A 15753-nucleotide genomic window follows, 5' to 3' on the forward strand; every position below is an offset into this window, starting at 1 on the left:
TGCGATCTTTTGATTCTGTTTTTAAAAGACAAGATCAAAAGATCGCAGCCTGCGGCAGCTCCTACAGGAGGTTTGCAGGGATTATTTGAATCGCCGCTCCACGCCTTTCTCCACCAGAATTTTCGCCGAAATCTCTTCCACGGAAAAATGCGTGGAATTGATATTGGGGATGTTCTCGCGGCGGAACAGGTTCTCCACCTCACGCACTTCAAATTCGCACTGGGCGTAGCTCGAATAGCGGCTGTTGGGCTTGCGCTCATTGCGGATCGCGGTAAGGCGGTCCGGGTCGATGGTCAGGCCGAACAGTTTGTGCTGGTGCGCGCGCAGAGCGGCGGGCAGGGTCAGGCGCTCCATGTCGTCTTCAGTCAGCGGATAGTTGGCTGCGCGGATGCCGAACTGCATGGCCATGTACAGACACGTCGGTGTCTTACCGCAGCGCGACACGCCCACTAGTATCAGGTCGGCTTTGTCGTAATAGTGCGTGCGCGCACCGTCGTCGTTGTCGAGGGCGAAGTTCACCGCCTCGATGCGCTCCATGTAATTGGAGTTGTGCCCGATCGAATGGGACTTGCCGACGGTGTAGGAAGAATGCTCGGTCAGTTCCTGCTCCAGTGGGGCGAGGAAGGTCGAGAAAATGTCGATCATGAAACCATTGGACGTTGCGAGAATCTCACGGATGTCCTGATTGACGATGGTGTCAAAGATGATCGGGCGAAAGCCGTCGGTTTCAGCGGCTTTGTTGATTTGTTGTACCATGGCCCGCGCTTTTTCAACGCTGTCGATGTACGGTCGCGTGAATTTGCTGAAGGTAATGTTTTCGAACTGCGCCAGAAGGCTTTGACCCAGGGTTTCGGCTGTGATGCCGGTGCCATCGGAGATGAAGAAAGCAGATCGTTTCATTTGCACCTTGGGCCTTAAGCTAGTGACGATTCTTGGATATGATAGGCGCGATTTGTTGGCCGCCAATGGCCAGCATTCTCACTTATTTTCCAGGTCCAGGCCATACAACCGGCCGAGGCTCCCCCGGGCCGCCGGTTTCTGAGCTTTTCCAACACAGTTAGTGGAGAGATCACCTTGGTAGAGTACGTAGTTTCCCTCGATAAGCTCGGCAAACACGATGTTGAGCATGTGGGGGGCAAGAACGCATCCCTGGGCGAGATGATCAGCAACCTGGCAGGCGCCGGTGTGTCGGTCCCTGGTGGCTTTGCCACCACCGCCCAGGCCTATCGCGACTTCCTCGAACTGAGCGGCTTGAACGACCAGATCCACCAGGCCCTCGACGCGCTCGACGTCGACGACGTCAACGCCCTGGCCAAGACCGGCGCACAGATCCGTCAATGGATCATGGACGCCGAATTCCCGGAAAAACTCAATGCCGAGATTCGCACCGCGTTCGCCGCGCTGTCGGCCGGCAACCCTGATGTGGCCGTGGCTGTGCGTTCTTCCGCCACCGCCGAAGACTTGCCGGACGCCTCGTTCGCCGGTCAGCAGGAAACCTTCCTGAACATCCGTGGTGTGGAAAACGTTATCCGCGCCGCCAAAGAGGTGTTCGCGTCGCTGTTCAACGACCGTGCGATTTCCTACCGCGTGCACCAGGGCTTCGACCACAAACTGGTCGCCCTGTCGGCTGGCGTGCAGCGCATGGTGCGTTCGGAAACCGGCACTGCCGGCGTGATGTTCACCCTCGACACCGAATCCGGTTTCCGTGACGTGGTGTTTATCACCGGCGCCTACGGCCTGGGCGAAACCGTCGTACAAGGCGCGGTCAACCCGGACGAATTCTACGTACACAAGGGCACGCTGGAGGCCGGTCGTCCGGCGATCCTGCGTCGCAACCTGGGCAGCAAAGCGATCAAGATGATCTACGGCGACGAGGCCAAGGCCGGTCGCTCGGTCAAGACCATTGACGTCGACAAGGCGGATCGCGCACGTTTCTGCCTGTCCGACGCTGAAGTCAGCGAGCTGGCCAAACAAGCGATGATCATCGAGAAGCACTATGGCTGCCCGATGGACATCGAGTGGGCCAAGGACGGTGACGACGGTAAGCTGTACATCGTGCAGGCGCGTCCGGAAACCGTGAAAAGCCGCACCCAGGCCAACGTCATGGAACGTTACCTGCTGAAAGAAACCGGCACCGTGCTGGTTGAAGGTCGCGCGATTGGCCAGCGCATCGGCGCCGGCAAAGTGCGCATCATCAAAGACGTCTCCGAGATGGACAAAGTCCAGCCGGGCGACGTGCTGGTTTCCGACATGACCGACCCGGACTGGGAACCGGTGATGAAGCGCGCCAGCGCCATCGTCACCAACCGTGGCGGCCGTACCTGCCACGCAGCGATCATCGCCCGTGAGCTGGGCATCCCGGCAGTGGTTGGTTGCGGCAACGCCACCCAACTGCTGAAAGATGGCCAGGGCGTGACCGTTTCGTGCGCCGAGGGCGACACCGGTTACATCTTCGAAGGCGAACTGGGCTTCGACATCAAGAAGAACTCCGTCGACGCCATGCCGGAGCTGCCGTTCAAGATCATGATGAACGTTGGCAACCCGGACCGCGCCTTCGACTTCGCGCAACTGCCGAACGCCGGTGTGGGCCTGGCCCGTCTGGAATTCATTATCAACCGCATGATCGGCGTCCACCCGAAAGCGCTGTTGAACTACGACGGCCTGCCGCAGGAAATCAAGGACAGCGTCGACAAGCGTATCGCCGGTTACAACGACCCGGTCGACTTTTACGTCGACAAACTGGTGGAAGGCATCAGCACCCTGGCTGCAGCGTTCACGCCGAAAAAAGTCATCGTGCGCCTGTCGGACTTCAAGTCCAACGAATACGCCAACCTGATCGGCGGCAAGCTCTACGAGCCGGAAGAAGAAAACCCGATGCTGGGTTTCCGTGGCGCTTCGCGTTACATCAGCGAATCGTTCCGTGACTGCTTCGAGCTCGAATGCCGCGCGCTGAAACGTGTGCGCAACGAGATGGGCCTGACCAACGTCGAAATCATGGTGCCGTTCGTCCGTACCCTCGGCGAAGCGAGCCAAGTGATCGATCTGCTGGCCGCAAACGGTCTGGCTCGCGGCGAGAACGGTCTGCGCATCATCATGATGTGCGAACTGCCGTCCAACGCGATCCTCGCTGAAGAATTCCTCGAATTCTTCGACGGTTTCTCGATCGGTTCCAACGACCTGACTCAGCTGACCCTGGGCCTGGACCGTGACTCCGGTATCATCGCGCACCTGTTCGATGAGCGTAATCCGGCGGTCAAGAAGCTGTTGGCCAACGCGATTGCCGCGTGCAACAAGGCCGGCAAGTACATCGGCATCTGCGGTCAGGGGCCTTCGGATCACCCGGATCTGGCCAAGTGGCTGATGGAGCAGGGCATCGAAAGCGTGTCGCTGAACCCGGATTCCGTGCTGGAAACCTGGTTCTTCCTCGCCGAAGGCCAGGCGCAGGCTTGATCCATACGTGAACGGCCCGTTCCCCTGTAGGAGCGAGCCTGCTCGCGAAGACGGCATAACATCCGCCATAAATGTCGGCTGATACACCGCAATCGCGAGCAGGCTCACTCCTACAAGGGGCGGGCTTTGAGATTGAAGTAGGGCGGGCTCCAGTGGATGCCGCCCTTTTTTGTGCAAGAGCATTATGCAAAGCAGCAGCAACCTATTTCCTGTCGCCCTGATCAGCGCCGAGCGGCGCGGCGATCTGAGCGAAGACGTTTACCGTTTGAAACCCGGCAACAGCCCCGACTGGTCCGTGGAAATCGCCGTCACCCGTTTGGGCATGGCTGATGACTCGGCGCCTCGCGGCGTGCCGGTGATTTTGCTGCACGGCAGTTTTTCCAATCGGCGTTTCTGGTTTTCGCCCAAAGGCCTGGGGCTGGGCGCGTACCTGACGCGGTTGGGCTTCGATGTGTGGATTCCGGAGATGCGCGGCCACGGCCTGTCGCAGCGCAACGAGGAATACCGACGCAATCGTGTCGCCGACTACGCCCGTTACGACTTGCCGGCGATTGCCGCGTTCGTGCGTGAGCAGAGCGGGCAAATCCCGCACTGGATTGGCCATTCGCTGGGCGGCATCACCTTGGCGGCGGCGCTCGGTGGCGAATACCTTGGCGAGCCGGCCGTGGCCTCGGCGGCGTTTTTCGGCACGCAGGTCAGTCGCACCTACTGGCCGTTGAAAATCCCGCCGGTGGAGTGGAGCAGTCGCTTTATCCTCAAGCGTTTTGCGCAATTGTCCGGTTCACGCCTCAAGCGCGGCCCTGAGGACGAGCCAATCGGTCTGGCCATCGAAAGCATGCGCTGGTACGGCTTGTTCGGCCGGTTTGGTGACAAGGACAAGGATTGGTGGGCGGGTCTGGCCGATGTTCAGGTGCCGGTATTGGCGGTGAGCGCGGCGGGTGATCATCAGGATCCGACTTGGGCCTGCCGCAAGTTGTTCGAACAGATTGGCGCCGAACACAAGCAGTTCATCAATCTGGGGCGTGATCAGGGCTTCAACGACAATTTCGGCCATGTTGAAATGCTGGTGAGCAAAGCAGCGCAGGCTGAAGTGTGGCCGTTGGTGGCGCGCTGGTTGAGCGATCAGCAGACACCGTTGCTGGGTGAGAAGCCGGATCTGGCCGCAGCAGTCTGAAGTCGCGCCGCTGAAAAGGGCGTTTCGTTCGGATTGGCTTGCGGCTAAGATATGACGCATTGTGCGGTTCTGGTCATTTTTGGTGGGTGTTTAGCTATTACGTTTCAGCGTTTGTTCAGGTTCGTTCAGCGACCATGGGATGGACTAAGGTAAACAGCGACCGCCGGATCTCGTCTCAACAAAATGCGTCATCCTTGATCGTCTTCCTTGTTACAGGAGTTTTTCGATGAACCATTACCTCACGCCTGACCTGTGCGACGCCTATCCGGAGCTGGTCCAGGTGCTGGAACCGATGTTCAGCAATTTCGGCGGCCGTGATTCGTTCGGCGGCGAAATCGTGACCATCAAATGTTTCGAAGACAACTCGCTGGTCAAGGCGCAGGCCGACCTCAAGGGCAATGGCAAGGTGTTGGTGGTTGATGGCGGCGGTTCTCTGCGCCGGGCCTTGTTGGGCGACATGATTGCCGAGAAGGCCGCCAAAAACGGTTGGGAAGGGCTGGTGATCTACGGCTGCATCCGTGACGTCGACGTCATTGCGCAAACCGATCTGGGAGTGCAGGCACTGGCCAGCCACCCGATGAAAACCGAAAAACGCGGCCTCGGCGACCTGAATGTCCCGGTGACTTTCGCCGGTGTGACGTTCCACCCGGGCCACTACATTTATGCGGACAACAACGGCGTGATCATCTCGCCGAGCCCGCTGCAAATGCCTGAATAAGCTTTCGACAAAGGGATGCGGATGTTCGAGGAAGAAAACGCGCAATGGGGGCTGGTGCATGCCCTGGTGCTGGACGGTAGAGGCGGTGCGCGTTCGATAGCCCGGACTGAGCTCGACGATTTGCAACTGCAGGCGCATGAAAGCCTGTGGCTGCATTGGGATCGCAGCCATCCGCAAACCCAGACCTGGCTGCGCAAATCCAGCGGCCTCAATGAATTCACCTGCGACTTGCTGCTGGAAGAGAACACTCGACCGCGCCTGTTGCCGCTGCCCGATTCCGAGCTGCTGCTGTTCCTGCGCGGGGTCAATCTCAATCCCGGCGCCGAGCCGGAAGACATGGTCTCTGTGCGGATTTTTGCTTCCGCCCAGCGCGTGATTTCCCTGCGTTTGCGTCCGTTGCGCGCCACCGATGAATTGCTGGTGCAATTGGCGGACGGCAACGGCCCGAAAACCGCCTCCGAACTCATCCTTTATCTGGCGCAGTTCCTCACCAACAAGGTGCAGGATCTGGTCACTTGCCTCTCGGAAATCGCCGATGAGGAAGAAGAAAAGATGGATGCCGACGAACGGTATACCCCTGAGCATGGCGCCATTTTGCACATCCGTCGCCGGGCCGCCGGACTGAAGCGTTTTCTTGCGCCGCAGCGGGATATTTTCGGACAGCTGACGCGGATAAAACTGCCGTGGTTCGTCGACGACGATGCTGATTACTGGAACGAATTGAACAACAGCCTGACCCGCTATCTGGAAGAACTCGAATTGACCCGAGAGCGCGTGGGGCTTGTGCTGGAGGCCGAAGACCGGCGTTTGAGCGAGCGCATGAACCGCACGATGTACCGCTTCGGGATCATCACCTGCATCTTTTTGCCGATGAGTTTCATCACCGGTCTGTTGGGTATCAACGTTGGCGGAATTCCGTTCTCCAGCAGCCCTTACGGCTTCCTGATCGCCTGCTTGACGGTGCTCGCTCTGGCCTTCGGCCAGTGGTGGTTATTCCGTCGTTTGCGCTGGGTCTGAACATGGCGCATGTGACCCGACCAAATCTGCCCGCGTCTTTCACAGACATCACGAGAGGTGCGTATGCACGATCCGTTTGAACAGTCTTTGCGCGATATGCTCAATGCTTCGCCGTCCAGCCGCGACGACGATGCGTGCCTGGGCCGCGTGCTCAAAACCGCCAACCGCCAGGTTGGCGCCGGCGATCTGTTCAGCCTGCTGGGCCGCTGGCTGCCCGCGCTGATGATCGCCTTGAATAACGGATCGGCCCATGTCTCGCCGGTTTCCCGTCTACGTAAACCTACTGCTCGCACTGCTGATAAGGCTGATTGAATATGGAACTTGATCTCTGGACTCAGAGCCTCGTCACTGCAATGACTGCGTTGTGGACCAAAGTCGCCAACTTCATCCCGAACCTGTTCGGCGCACTGGTCGTGCTGCTGTTGGGTTTCGTCGTGGCCAAGCTGCTCGATACCTTGCTGTCCAAACTGCTCGCCAAACTGGGCCTCGATCGCCTGATGGGCGGCACCGGGCTGACCAAGCTGATGTCGCGTGCGGGGCTGCAAGTACCGATCTCGACCCTCATTGGCAAGATCGTCTACTGGTTCGTTCTTCTGATTTTTCTGGTTTCTGCAGCAGAATCCCTTGGACTTGAGCGAGTTTCAGCTACGCTGGATATGTTGGCGCTCTATTTGCCGAAAGTATTCGGTGCGGCGCTGGTCTTGCTGGTGGGGGTGTTGCTCGCACAATTGGCCAACGGGCTGGTGCGCGGAGCGGCAGAAGGCGTAGGCCTGGACTACGCTTCGGGGCTGGGGCGCATTGCCCAGGGGCTGGTGATCATCATCAGCATCTCGGTCGCGATCAGTCAGCTTGAAGTCAAGACCGACCTGTTGAACCATGTGATTGTCATTGTTTTGATTACCGTTGGTCTGGCCGTTGCGCTGGCCATGGGTTTGGGAAGCCGGGAAATTGCCGGTCAGATTCTTGCGGGAATCTATGTGCGTGAGTTGTATCAGGTTGGGCAACAAGTGCGTGTTGGCGAGGTCGAAGGCCAGATCGAAGAGATCGGCACGGTTAAAACCACATTGCTGACCGATGAGGGTGAGCTAGTCTCTCTTTCCAATCGGATCCTGCTGGAACAGCATGTGAGTAGCCGCTAATCCGGCAAACCCTGCTAATGTATGCCGCCGCAAAATGCCAGCTGATGCTGGTTGTGGCGGACATTGACCTGACTGTCGGCACGACTTGTTTTGAATAAAGCCCAAACGCTATCCACGCGCTACGACCCCCGCGAGCTCTCTGATGAGGAGTTGGTCGCGCGCTCGCATACCGAGCTGTTTCACGTGACGCGCGCCTATGAAGAACTGATGCGGCGTTACCAGCGAACATTATTTAACGTCTGTGCGAGATATCTTGGGAACGATCGCGACGCAGACGATGTCTGTCAGGAAGTCATGTTGAAGGTGCTGTATGGCCTGAAGAACTTCGAGGGGAAATCGAAGTTCAAGACATGGCTATACAGCATCACGTACAACGAATGTATTACGCAGTATCGGAAGGAACGGCGAAAGCGTCGCTTGATGGACGCATTGAGTCTTGACCCCCTTGAGGAAGCGTCTGAAGAAAAGACGCCCAACCCTGAGGAGAAGGGCGGACTTGATCGCTGGCTGGTGTATGTGAACCCGATCGACCGCGAAATTCTGGTGCTACGATTTGTCGCAGAGCTGGAATTTCAGGAGATCGCAGACATCATGCACATGGGTTTGAGTGCGACAAAAATGCGTTACAAACGTGCTCTAGATAAATTGCGTGAGAAATTTGCAGGCATTGCTGAAACTTAGTTCAGCGCAAATATCTCTTACGTGTAGGCAAGTTCTGATAGACTTGCCGCCGAGTTGTCCCCCGGTTTGCGGGACTGCTTCACAATCACCAGATGGGGATTTAACGGATGAAACTGAAAAACACCTTGGGCTTGGCCATTGGTTCTCTGATTGCCGCCACTTCGTTCGGCGCTCTGGCACAAGGCCAAGGCGCAGTTGAAATCGAAGGCTTCGCAAAGAAAGAACAATTCGACAGCGCTCGTAACTTCAAGAACAACGGCAACCTGTTCGGTGGTTCGGTTGGTTACTTCCTGACCGACGACGTTGAACTGCGTCTGGGCTACGACGAAGTGCACAACGTACGTGCCGACAACGGCCGTAACATCAAGGGCGCTAACACCGCTCTGGACGCTCTGTACCACTTCAACAACCCAGGCGACATGCTCCGTCCATACGTTTCGGCTGGTTTCTCCGATCAAAGCATCGGTCAGAACGAGTCGGGTCGTAACCGCTCCACCTTCGCTAACCTGGGCGCTGGTGCCAAGCTGTACTTCACCGAGAACTTCTACGCCCGTGCTGGCGTTGAAGCTCAATACAACATCGACCAGGGCGACACCGAGTGGGCTCCTAGCGTCGGTATCGGTGTGAACTTCGGTGGCGGCTCCAAGCCTGCTGCTGCTCCAGTTCCAGCACCAGCTGAAGTCTGCTCCGACAGCGACAACGATGGCGTTTGCGACAACGTTGACAAGTGCCCGGACACCCCAGCCAACGTAACTGTTGACGCTGACGGCTGCCCAGCAGTTGCTGAAGTTGTTCGTGTTGAGCTGGACGTTAAGTTCGATTTCGACAAATCTGTTGTTAAAACCAACAGCTACGGCGACATCAAGAACCTGGCTGATTTCATGAAGCAGTACCCATCCACCACCACTACTGTTGAAGGTCACACTGACTCCGTCGGTCCTGACGCTTACAACCAGAAACTGTCTGAGCGTCGTGCAAACGCCGTTAAACAAGTTCTGACCAACCAGTACGGTGTTGAATCGTCCCGCGTTCAGTCTGTTGGCTACGGCGAATCCCGCCCAGTTGCTGACAACAAAACTGAAGCTGGCCGTGCTGTTAACCGTCGCGTAGAAGCGCAGGTTGAAGCTCAAGCTAAGTAATTAGCTGCCGCTCTGAGAAAAGCCCGGCTTAGGCCGGGCTTTTCTTTGTCTGCGATTTGGCTTTGCAGCTTTAAAAGATCGCAGCCTTCGGCAGCTCCTACATGAAATCTGCATACATCCCGCAGGCTGCGATCTTTTGCTCTTCAACAACAGCCGCCACCGCACCGATCACCAGAATCGCCGGGCTTCTCAATCCGAAAACACCTGCGTCATCACTCATGCCCATCAGATCACTCCGACATTCCCGCTGCTCCGGCAACGATGCATTCTCGATCATCGCCACCGGTGTATCCGCCGCCATCCCGCCCGCCAATAACTGATCGCGAATCTCGCCCAGTTTGGCCACGCCCATGTAGATCACCAGCGTCGTGCCGCCTTGCGCCAGCGCCTGCCAGTTCAGTTGACTGTCGTCCTGGGTGTGCGCCGTCACCAGCGTCACGCCGCGCGCGACACCGCGCAGCGTCAGCGGAATATCACACTGCGTCGCTCCGGCCAGCCCGGCGGTGATGCCGTTGACCAGTTCCACCGCAACCCCGCGTTCACGCAACCACTGCGCCTCCTCACCGCCACGGCCGAAAATGCACGGATCGCCGCCCTTGAGCCGCACCACGCACTTACCCTGGCGGGCATAACGCAGCATCAAGCGATGAATGAACGCCTGCGGCGTAGAGCGGCAACCACCGCGCTTACCCACGGCAATGATGCGCGCGGCAGGGCAGTGTTCCAGAACCGCGTCGTTGACCAGGTCATCAATCAGCACCACATCGGCCTCACGCAGGGCGCGCACTGCTTTGAGGGTCAACAGTTCCGGATCGCCGGGGCCAGCGCCCACCAGCCAGACTTTTGCACTCATGTTGTTTTCCTCATCAGATGACGGCGACCGGCTGCAGCTCGGCAGCCAGCAAACGCTTTATTTCCGGGACGCACGAACCGCATTGCGTGCCGCAGCCCAAATTGTTTTTCAAGCCCTGCAAATCCAGACCTTGGCGAATGCCGGCGCAGACCGCGTTGAGGCTGACGTTGTTGCAATTGCACAGGGTCTTGTCGGCAGCGACCTGGCCGCCGACGCTGCCCGGTGGCGCACTCATTGGCGCCAGCAGCCAGCGCCGCAGTTGCTCGTCCGCACGGCCCTCCAGCCAAAGGCTTTGCAGCCAATGCTGCGCGAGGGTTTCGCCGGCCAGTCGAATCGCCGTGATCCGGCCATTTTCAATGCGCACGCGTTTACCGATGGCCCGACGCGGGTCGTCGTAAGCCAATACCGGGCCGTCGATCAGTGACAGGCATCGATCGATTTCACCCAGTAACTGTGGATCCGGTGCCTCGGCGTTGGCTGCGCGTATCAGCAATGCCGATCGTTCACGTCCGACAAGGCTGAGACTTACGTAGGAAAATGCCTCGCAGAGCGGTCGTAGCGCCTCGAAATGCCGTTGAACATCACCCTCGATCAGTGCGAACAGTTGCCAAGGCAATTTCACCGGCTCCAGACGCACGCCGCTGTGTTTGAGTTCCGGCTGTTTCGACAGCGGGTCGCAGGCCGGCAGGGTCAGGCTGTTTACCCCACCTTTGAGAAATCGATCCCCCCAGTGCATTGGTAGAAAGGCCTGGCCCGGCCGTACACCATCATCGCTGCCGACCGCGACGATTACCGCGCCGCGACGACTTTTCAGGTTAACCAGATCGCCCGGCTGCAAGCGCTGCCGGCGCAATTCATCCGGGTGCAGGCTCAGCACCGCTTCACTGACATGCCCGAACAACTGCGCCGCCGTGCCGGTACGGCTCATACCGTGCCACTGATCGCGCAAACGCCCGGTGATCAACGTCAACGGAAAGCGCGCATCGCGCTGCTCCTTGGCGGCGCGATACGGGTCGGTGATGAACTGCGCGCGACCGCTGGCCGTAGGAAAAATACCGTCTTCATAGAGTCGCGTGGTTCCTTGCCGGGCACCGACGGGGAAGGGCCATTGCTGCGGCCCGATCTCGTCGATCAAGGCATGGCTGATCCCGGACAAATCCAGATCCCGCCCGCGTGTCAGCCCTTTGAATTCATCGAACAATTGCGAAGGTTGATCGAACCCGAACAGGCTCGACTCACAGGGGCGCAGACGTTTCTCCAGCCGCTGTGCGAAATCCACCGTGATCGCCCAGTCTGGCCGCGCTTCACCCGGTGGGAGAATGGCGTTGCGCACGTGGGAAATGCGCCGCTCGGAGTTGGTTACAGAGCCTTCCTTCTCGCCCCAACTGGCGGCGGGCAGCAGCAGATCGGCAAACGCAGCCGTTTCGGTGGTGCGAAAGGCTTCTTGCAGAACCACAAACGGGCAAACCTCCAGCGCTGCTCGCACCGAATATTGATCCGGCAACGATTGCGCAGGGTTGGTGCAGGCTATCCACAGCGCCTTGATCTTGCCGCTGCGCACCTGCTCGAACAATTCGATGGCGCTGAGGCCGGTGTTTTCCGGCAACCGATCAACCCCCCAATAAGCCGCGACTTGCGCGCGGTGCTCAGGATTGGCCGCGTCGCGATGGCCGGGCAACAGATTCGACAAACTGCCGGTTTCTCGCCCGCCCATGGCATTCGGCTGACCGGTGAGGGAGAAAGGTCCTGCACCCGGACGGCCAATTTGCCCGGTGGCCAGGTGAAGGTTGATCAACGCACTGTTCTTCGCGCTGCCGGCGGTGGACTGGTTCAAACCCATGCACCACAGCGAGAGGAAGCTCGGCGAAGTGCCAACCCATTCAGCGCACTGCTGCAATTGCTCGACGCTGATCCCGCACAGTTGCGAAACCATTTGCGGGGTGTAGTCGCGCACCAGGTTCTTCAGTTCGGCGAGGCCTTCGGTGTGCGCCTTGATGAAATCGCGGTCGATCCAGTCTTCCCACAGCAACAGATGCAAAATCCCATGGAACAAAGCGACATCGGTGCCGGGCAGAATCGCCAAGTGCAGATCGGCGAGGTCACAAGTGTCGGTGCGCCGTGGATCAATGACGATGACTTTCATCTGCGGGCGGCGGGACTTTGCCTCTTCCAGTCGACGGAAAAGTACCGGGTGGGCGTAGGCCATGTTGCTGCCGACGATCATCACGCAATCGCTGAGCTCCAGATCCTCATAGCTGCACGGTGGGGCGTCGGCACCGAGGCTGCGCTTGTAGCCGACCACGGCTGACGACATGCACAGGCGTGAATTGCTGTCGATGTTGTTGGTGCCGACCAACGCCCGCGCGAGTTTGTTGAAGGCGTAATAGTCCTCGGTCAACAGTTGCCCGGAAATGTAGAACGCCACGCTGTCCGGGCCGTGCTCGCTGATGGTCTCGGCGAACACGTTAACGGCGTGCTCCAGCGCCGTGTCCCAATCGGTGCGGCTACGTGCCAGTCCTTTGCCCAGACGCAGTTCCGGGTACAGCGCCCGGGCCGCGAGGTCGCCGGTCAGGTGCAGGGTCGAGCCTTTGCTGCACAGTTTGCCGAAGTTGGCCGGATGCGCCGGATCGCCGCTGACGCCGAGGATGCGCTCGCCGTCATGCTCGATCAGCACGCCGCAGCCGACCCCGCAATAACAGCAGGTCGAGGCGGTCGTCTGGCGGTTCATCAGATGGCGTCCCGCAGAGCCAACTGCACCCGACCGTTTTCGACCCGCGCCGGGTGATGGTGCGCGCAACCGATGTCCGGCGCCTGGGCTTCACCGGACTGCAGGTCGATCTGCCAGTTGTGCAGCGGGCAAGCGACGCGTTTGCCGTAGATCAGGCCTTGCGATAACGGCCCGCCCTTGTGCGGGCAGCGGTCGTCGAGGGCGAAAACCTCATCGTCGCTTGTACGAAAAATCGCGATGTCACCTTTCGGCCCGGCAATGATCCGCGAGCCGAGGGCGTTGATCTCTTCGAGGGCACAGATATCGAGCCAGTTCATGCCGGCACCTCCAGAATTTTCACCGGGATCACGTCAAATTCTTTCTTCAGTTGCGGCTGCGCCAGGCGTTCTTTCCACGGATCCTGTTCGAATGACAGGGAGAATTGCAGCCGCTCGTTGAGGGCCTTGCGGCGCTCCGGGTCTTCCAGCACGGCTTTCTTGATGTGCTCCATGCCGACCCGTTGCAGGTAGTGCACGGTGCGTTCGAGGTAGAAGGCTTCTTCGCGATACAGCTGCAGGAAGGCACCGTTGTATTCGCGCACTTCCTCGGCGGTTTTCAGCTTGACGAAGAATTCGGCAACTTCGGTTTTGATCCCGCCGTTGCCACCGATGTACATCTCCCAACCGGAATCGACGCCGATGATTCCTACGTCTTTGATGCCCGCTTCCGAGCAGTTGCGGGGGCATCCGGAAACAGCGAGTTTCACTTTGTGCGGCGACCACATGTTGAACAGGTCGTGTTCCAGCTCGATGCCCAGTTGCGTCGAGTTTTGCGTGCCGAAGCGGCAGAACTCGCTGCCGACGCAGGTTTTCACCGTGCGGATGGATTTGCCGTAAGCGTGGCCGGACGGCATGTCGAGGTCTTTCCAGACGCCGGGCAAATCCTGCTTCTTGATGCCGAGCAAATCGATACGCTGGCCGCCGGTGACCTTGACCATGGGCACGTTGTACTTGTCGGCCACGTCGGCAATCCGCCGCAGTTCCGAAGGGTTGGTCACGCCGCCCCACATGCGTGGTACCACCGAATAGGTGCCGTCCTTCTGAATGTTGGCGTGCGCACGTTCGTTGATCAGGCGCGATTGCGGGTCGTCCTTGGCTTCGCCGGGCCAAGTGGAAATCAGGTAATAGTTGAGGGCCGGGCGGCACGTTGCGCAGCCGTTCGGCGTGCGCCAATTGAGGTAGCTCAGGGTGCCAGCGATAGTCAGCAGGTGTTGCTCGCGAATCGCCTGGCGAATCTGTCCGTGGTTAAGGTCGCTGCACCCGCAGATGGCTTTTTCGCTTTTCGGTTTGACGTCGGCTGCGCCACCCACGGTGTTGATCAGGATCTGCTCGACCAGGCCGGCACAGGAGCCGCAGGAGCTGGCCGCTTTGGTGTGTCTCTTCACCTCATCGACGCTGAACAGGCCGTGTTCCTGAATCGCTTTGACGATGGTGCCCTTGCACACGCCGTTGCAGCCGCAGACTTCGGCAGTGTCGGCCATGACCATGGCTTTGTCCTGGCCCTGATGTCCTACGTCGCCCAAAGCATTTTCGCCAAACATAAGGTGGTCGCGGATCTCGCCGATGGCGTGATTCTCACGAATCTGTCGGAAATACCAACCGCCATCTGCCGTATCGCCGTACAGACAGGCGCCGACCAGCACGTCATCCTTGATCACCAGTTTTTTGTACACGCCGCCAATCGGATCGGAGAGGGTGATGGTCTCGGTGCCTTCGCCGCCCATGAAGTCGCCGGCGGAAAACAGGTCGATGCCAGTGACTTTGAGTTTGGTCGACGTCACCGAACCCTGATAACGAGCGAAGCCCAGTTGTGCGAGATGGTTGGCGCAGACCTTGGCCTGCTCGAACAGTGGCGCGACCAGACCGTAGGCAATGCCGCGATGGCTGGCGCACTCGCCGATGGCGTAGATGCGCGGATCGTAGGTTTGCAGGGTGTCATTGACCAGAATTCCGCGATTGCACGGGATGCCGGCCTTTTCCGCCAGTTCGGTGTTGGGGCGAATGCCGGCGGCCATCACCACCAGATCGGCAGGGATGATGTCGCCATTTTTGAATTGCACCGAGCCGACCCGGCCATTGCCGGCGTCGTGCAGGGCTTGGGTTTGTTCGCACAGGCGGAAGTGCAGGCCCCGGGATTCGAGGGCGCTTTGCAGCAGTTGACCGCTGGTTTTATCCAGTTGCCGCTCCAGCAACCACTCGCCGATGTGCACGACGGTGACGTGCATGCCGCGCAGCATCAGACCGTTGGCGGCTTCGAGACCGAGCAGGCCGCCGCCGATGACCACCGCGTGCTTGTGGGTCTTGGCGGTGTCGATCATCGCCTGGGTGTCGGCGATGTCGCGGTAACCGATCACGCCGTGCAGGGTATTGCCGGGGATCGGCAGAATAAACGGCGTCGAACCGGTGGCGATCAGCAGGCGATCGTATTCGGCTTCGGTGCCGTCCTCGGCGATCACTCGACGTTTGACCCGGTCGATCTCCACCACTTTGCGGTTAAGCAGCAACTTGATGTGGTTTTCCAGGTACCAGTCGAGGTCGTTGAGGACGATCTCTTCGAAGGTCTGCTCACCGGCCAGCACCGGTGAGAGCAGGATGCGGTTGTAGTTGGTGTGCGGTTCGGCGCCGAAGACGGTGATGTCGTACAGCTCGTTGCTCAGCTTGAGCAGTTCTTCGAGGGTGCGGACCCCGGCCATGCCATTGCCGATCATCACCAGTTTGAGTTTTTTCATCAGGTTCTCCGGGGAGCGACGGCTGGCCTCTTGTGGGCATTCAGGCCTTGCTCGAGAAATTTTGCGCAAACAAAAAAAGGCGTCCCG

At 59.0% G+C, this 15753-nt stretch carries 13 protein-coding genes; 8 read left to right on the forward strand and 5 right to left on the reverse strand.

Annotated features, from left to right (window positions below; translation table 11 throughout):
* Nucleotides 1–81 precede the first annotated feature (81 nt).
* On the reverse strand, nt 82–900 hold the full coding sequence (locus EJA70_RS14650; protein WP_008076822.1) for a pyruvate, water dikinase regulatory protein: 819 nt from the start codon (nt 898–900) through the stop codon (nt 82–84).
* 174 nt (nt 901–1074) lie between these two features.
* Here EJA70_RS14650 and ppsA point away from each other — a divergent pair, with 174 nt between their 5' ends.
* The 8 genes from ppsA to EJA70_RS14690 all read left to right on the forward strand — a co-directional run bounded on the left by ppsA (nt 1075) and on the right by EJA70_RS14690 (nt 9318).
* A complete protein-coding gene (gene ppsA, locus EJA70_RS14655; protein ID WP_008076823.1) occupies nt 1075–3450 on the forward strand; it encodes a phosphoenolpyruvate synthase in 2376 nt (791 codons plus the stop codon).
* Nucleotides 3451–3634: 184 nt separating this feature from the next.
* The gene (locus EJA70_RS14660; protein ID WP_158831649.1) at nt 3635–4624 is read left to right on the forward strand and encodes an alpha/beta fold hydrolase; all 990 of its coding nucleotides are present in this window, start codon (nt 3635–3637) and stop codon (nt 4622–4624) included.
* 226 nt (nt 4625–4850) lie between these two features.
* Entirely contained in the window at nt 4851–5342 is a 492-nt protein-coding gene (rraA, locus tag EJA70_RS14665) for a ribonuclease E activity regulator RraA (RefSeq protein ID WP_008076825.1), read from the forward strand.
* Between the two features lie 21 nt (nt 5343–5363).
* Nucleotides 5364–6359, forward strand: coding sequence for a zinc transporter ZntB (locus EJA70_RS14670; protein WP_158831651.1), 996 nt, complete (start codon nt 5364–5366; stop codon nt 6357–6359).
* A 63-nt stretch (nt 6360–6422) separates the two neighbouring features.
* Nucleotides 6423–6671 (forward strand): hypothetical protein, encoded by a 249-nt coding sequence (locus EJA70_RS14675; protein WP_008076827.1) that lies wholly within the window; start codon nt 6423–6425, stop codon nt 6669–6671.
* 2 nt (nt 6672–6673) lie between these two features.
* Nucleotides 6674–7498, forward strand: coding sequence for a mechanosensitive ion channel domain-containing protein (locus EJA70_RS14680; protein ID WP_007916401.1), 825 nt, complete (start codon nt 6674–6676; stop codon nt 7496–7498).
* Between the two features lie 90 nt (nt 7499–7588).
* Nucleotides 7589–8179, forward strand: a complete 591-nt coding sequence (gene sigX, locus EJA70_RS14685) for an RNA polymerase sigma factor SigX (protein WP_045122877.1) — start codon at nt 7589–7591, stop codon at nt 8177–8179.
* 107 nt (nt 8180–8286) lie between these two features.
* Nucleotides 8287–9318, forward strand: coding sequence for an OmpA family protein (locus EJA70_RS14690; protein WP_158831653.1), 1032 nt, complete (start codon nt 8287–8289; stop codon nt 9316–9318).
* 97 nt (nt 9319–9415) lie between these two features.
* Here EJA70_RS14690 and cobA read toward each other — a convergent pair whose 3' ends face one another.
* From cobA to nirB, 4 genes are read right to left on the reverse strand one after another with little or no spacing between them, the layout of a single operon-like run.
* A complete protein-coding gene (cobA, locus tag EJA70_RS14695; RefSeq protein WP_158831655.1) occupies nt 9416–10171 on the reverse strand; it encodes a uroporphyrinogen-III C-methyltransferase in 756 nt (251 codons plus the stop codon).
* 13 nt (nt 10172–10184) lie between these two features.
* Nucleotides 10185–12899 carry a nitrate reductase gene (locus EJA70_RS14700; protein ID WP_158831657.1) on the reverse strand — a complete coding sequence of 905 codons (2715 nt, stop codon included), beginning with the start codon at nt 12897–12899 and terminating at the stop codon, nt 10185–10187.
* Nucleotides 12899–13216, reverse strand: coding sequence for a nitrite reductase small subunit NirD (nirD, locus tag EJA70_RS14705; RefSeq protein ID WP_008076837.1), 318 nt, complete (start codon nt 13214–13216; stop codon nt 12899–12901). Before nirD ends, EJA70_RS14700 begins: the two co-directional genes overlap by 1 nt.
* Nucleotides 13213–15666 (reverse strand): nitrite reductase large subunit NirB, encoded by a 2454-nt coding sequence (nirB, locus tag EJA70_RS14710; protein ID WP_158831659.1) that lies wholly within the window; start codon nt 15664–15666, stop codon nt 13213–13215. Before nirB ends, nirD begins: the two co-directional genes overlap by 4 nt.
* Nucleotides 15667–15753 lie beyond the last annotated feature (87 nt).

Source organism: Pseudomonas sp. PB103 (assembly GCF_009764635.1).
Taxonomy (GTDB): Bacteria; Pseudomonadota; Gammaproteobacteria; order Pseudomonadales; family Pseudomonadaceae; genus Aquipseudomonas.

Coding starts and splice junctions, on each gene's coding strand:
- cobA (WP_158831655.1), bottom strand. CDS start 10,171: ATGAGTGCAAAAGTCTGGCTGGTGGGCGCTGGCCCCGGCGATCCGGAA.
- EJA70_RS14690 (WP_158831653.1), top strand. CDS start 8,287: ATGAAACTGAAAAACACCTTGGGCTTGGCCATTGGTTCTCTGATTGCC.
- nirD (WP_008076837.1), bottom strand. CDS start 13,216: ATGAACTGGCTCGATATCTGTGCCCTCGAAGAGATCAACGCCCTCGGC.
- EJA70_RS14670 (WP_158831651.1), top strand. CDS start 5,364: ATGTTCGAGGAAGAAAACGCGCAATGGGGGCTGGTGCATGCCCTGGTG.
- EJA70_RS14650 (WP_008076822.1), bottom strand. CDS start 900: ATGAAACGATCTGCTTTCTTCATCTCCGATGGCACCGGCATCACAGCC.
- EJA70_RS14660 (WP_158831649.1), top strand. CDS start 3,635: ATGCAAAGCAGCAGCAACCTATTTCCTGTCGCCCTGATCAGCGCCGAG.
- EJA70_RS14680 (WP_007916401.1), top strand. CDS start 6,674: ATGGAACTTGATCTCTGGACTCAGAGCCTCGTCACTGCAATGACTGCG.
- nirB (WP_158831659.1), bottom strand. CDS start 15,666: ATGAAAAAACTCAAACTGGTGATGATCGGCAATGGCATGGCCGGGGTC.
- EJA70_RS14700 (WP_158831657.1), bottom strand. CDS start 12,899: ATGAACCGCCAGACGACCGCCTCGACCTGCTGTTATTGCGGGGTCGGC.
- rraA (WP_008076825.1), top strand. CDS start 4,851: ATGAACCATTACCTCACGCCTGACCTGTGCGACGCCTATCCGGAGCTG.
- EJA70_RS14675 (WP_008076827.1), top strand. CDS start 6,423: ATGCACGATCCGTTTGAACAGTCTTTGCGCGATATGCTCAATGCTTCG.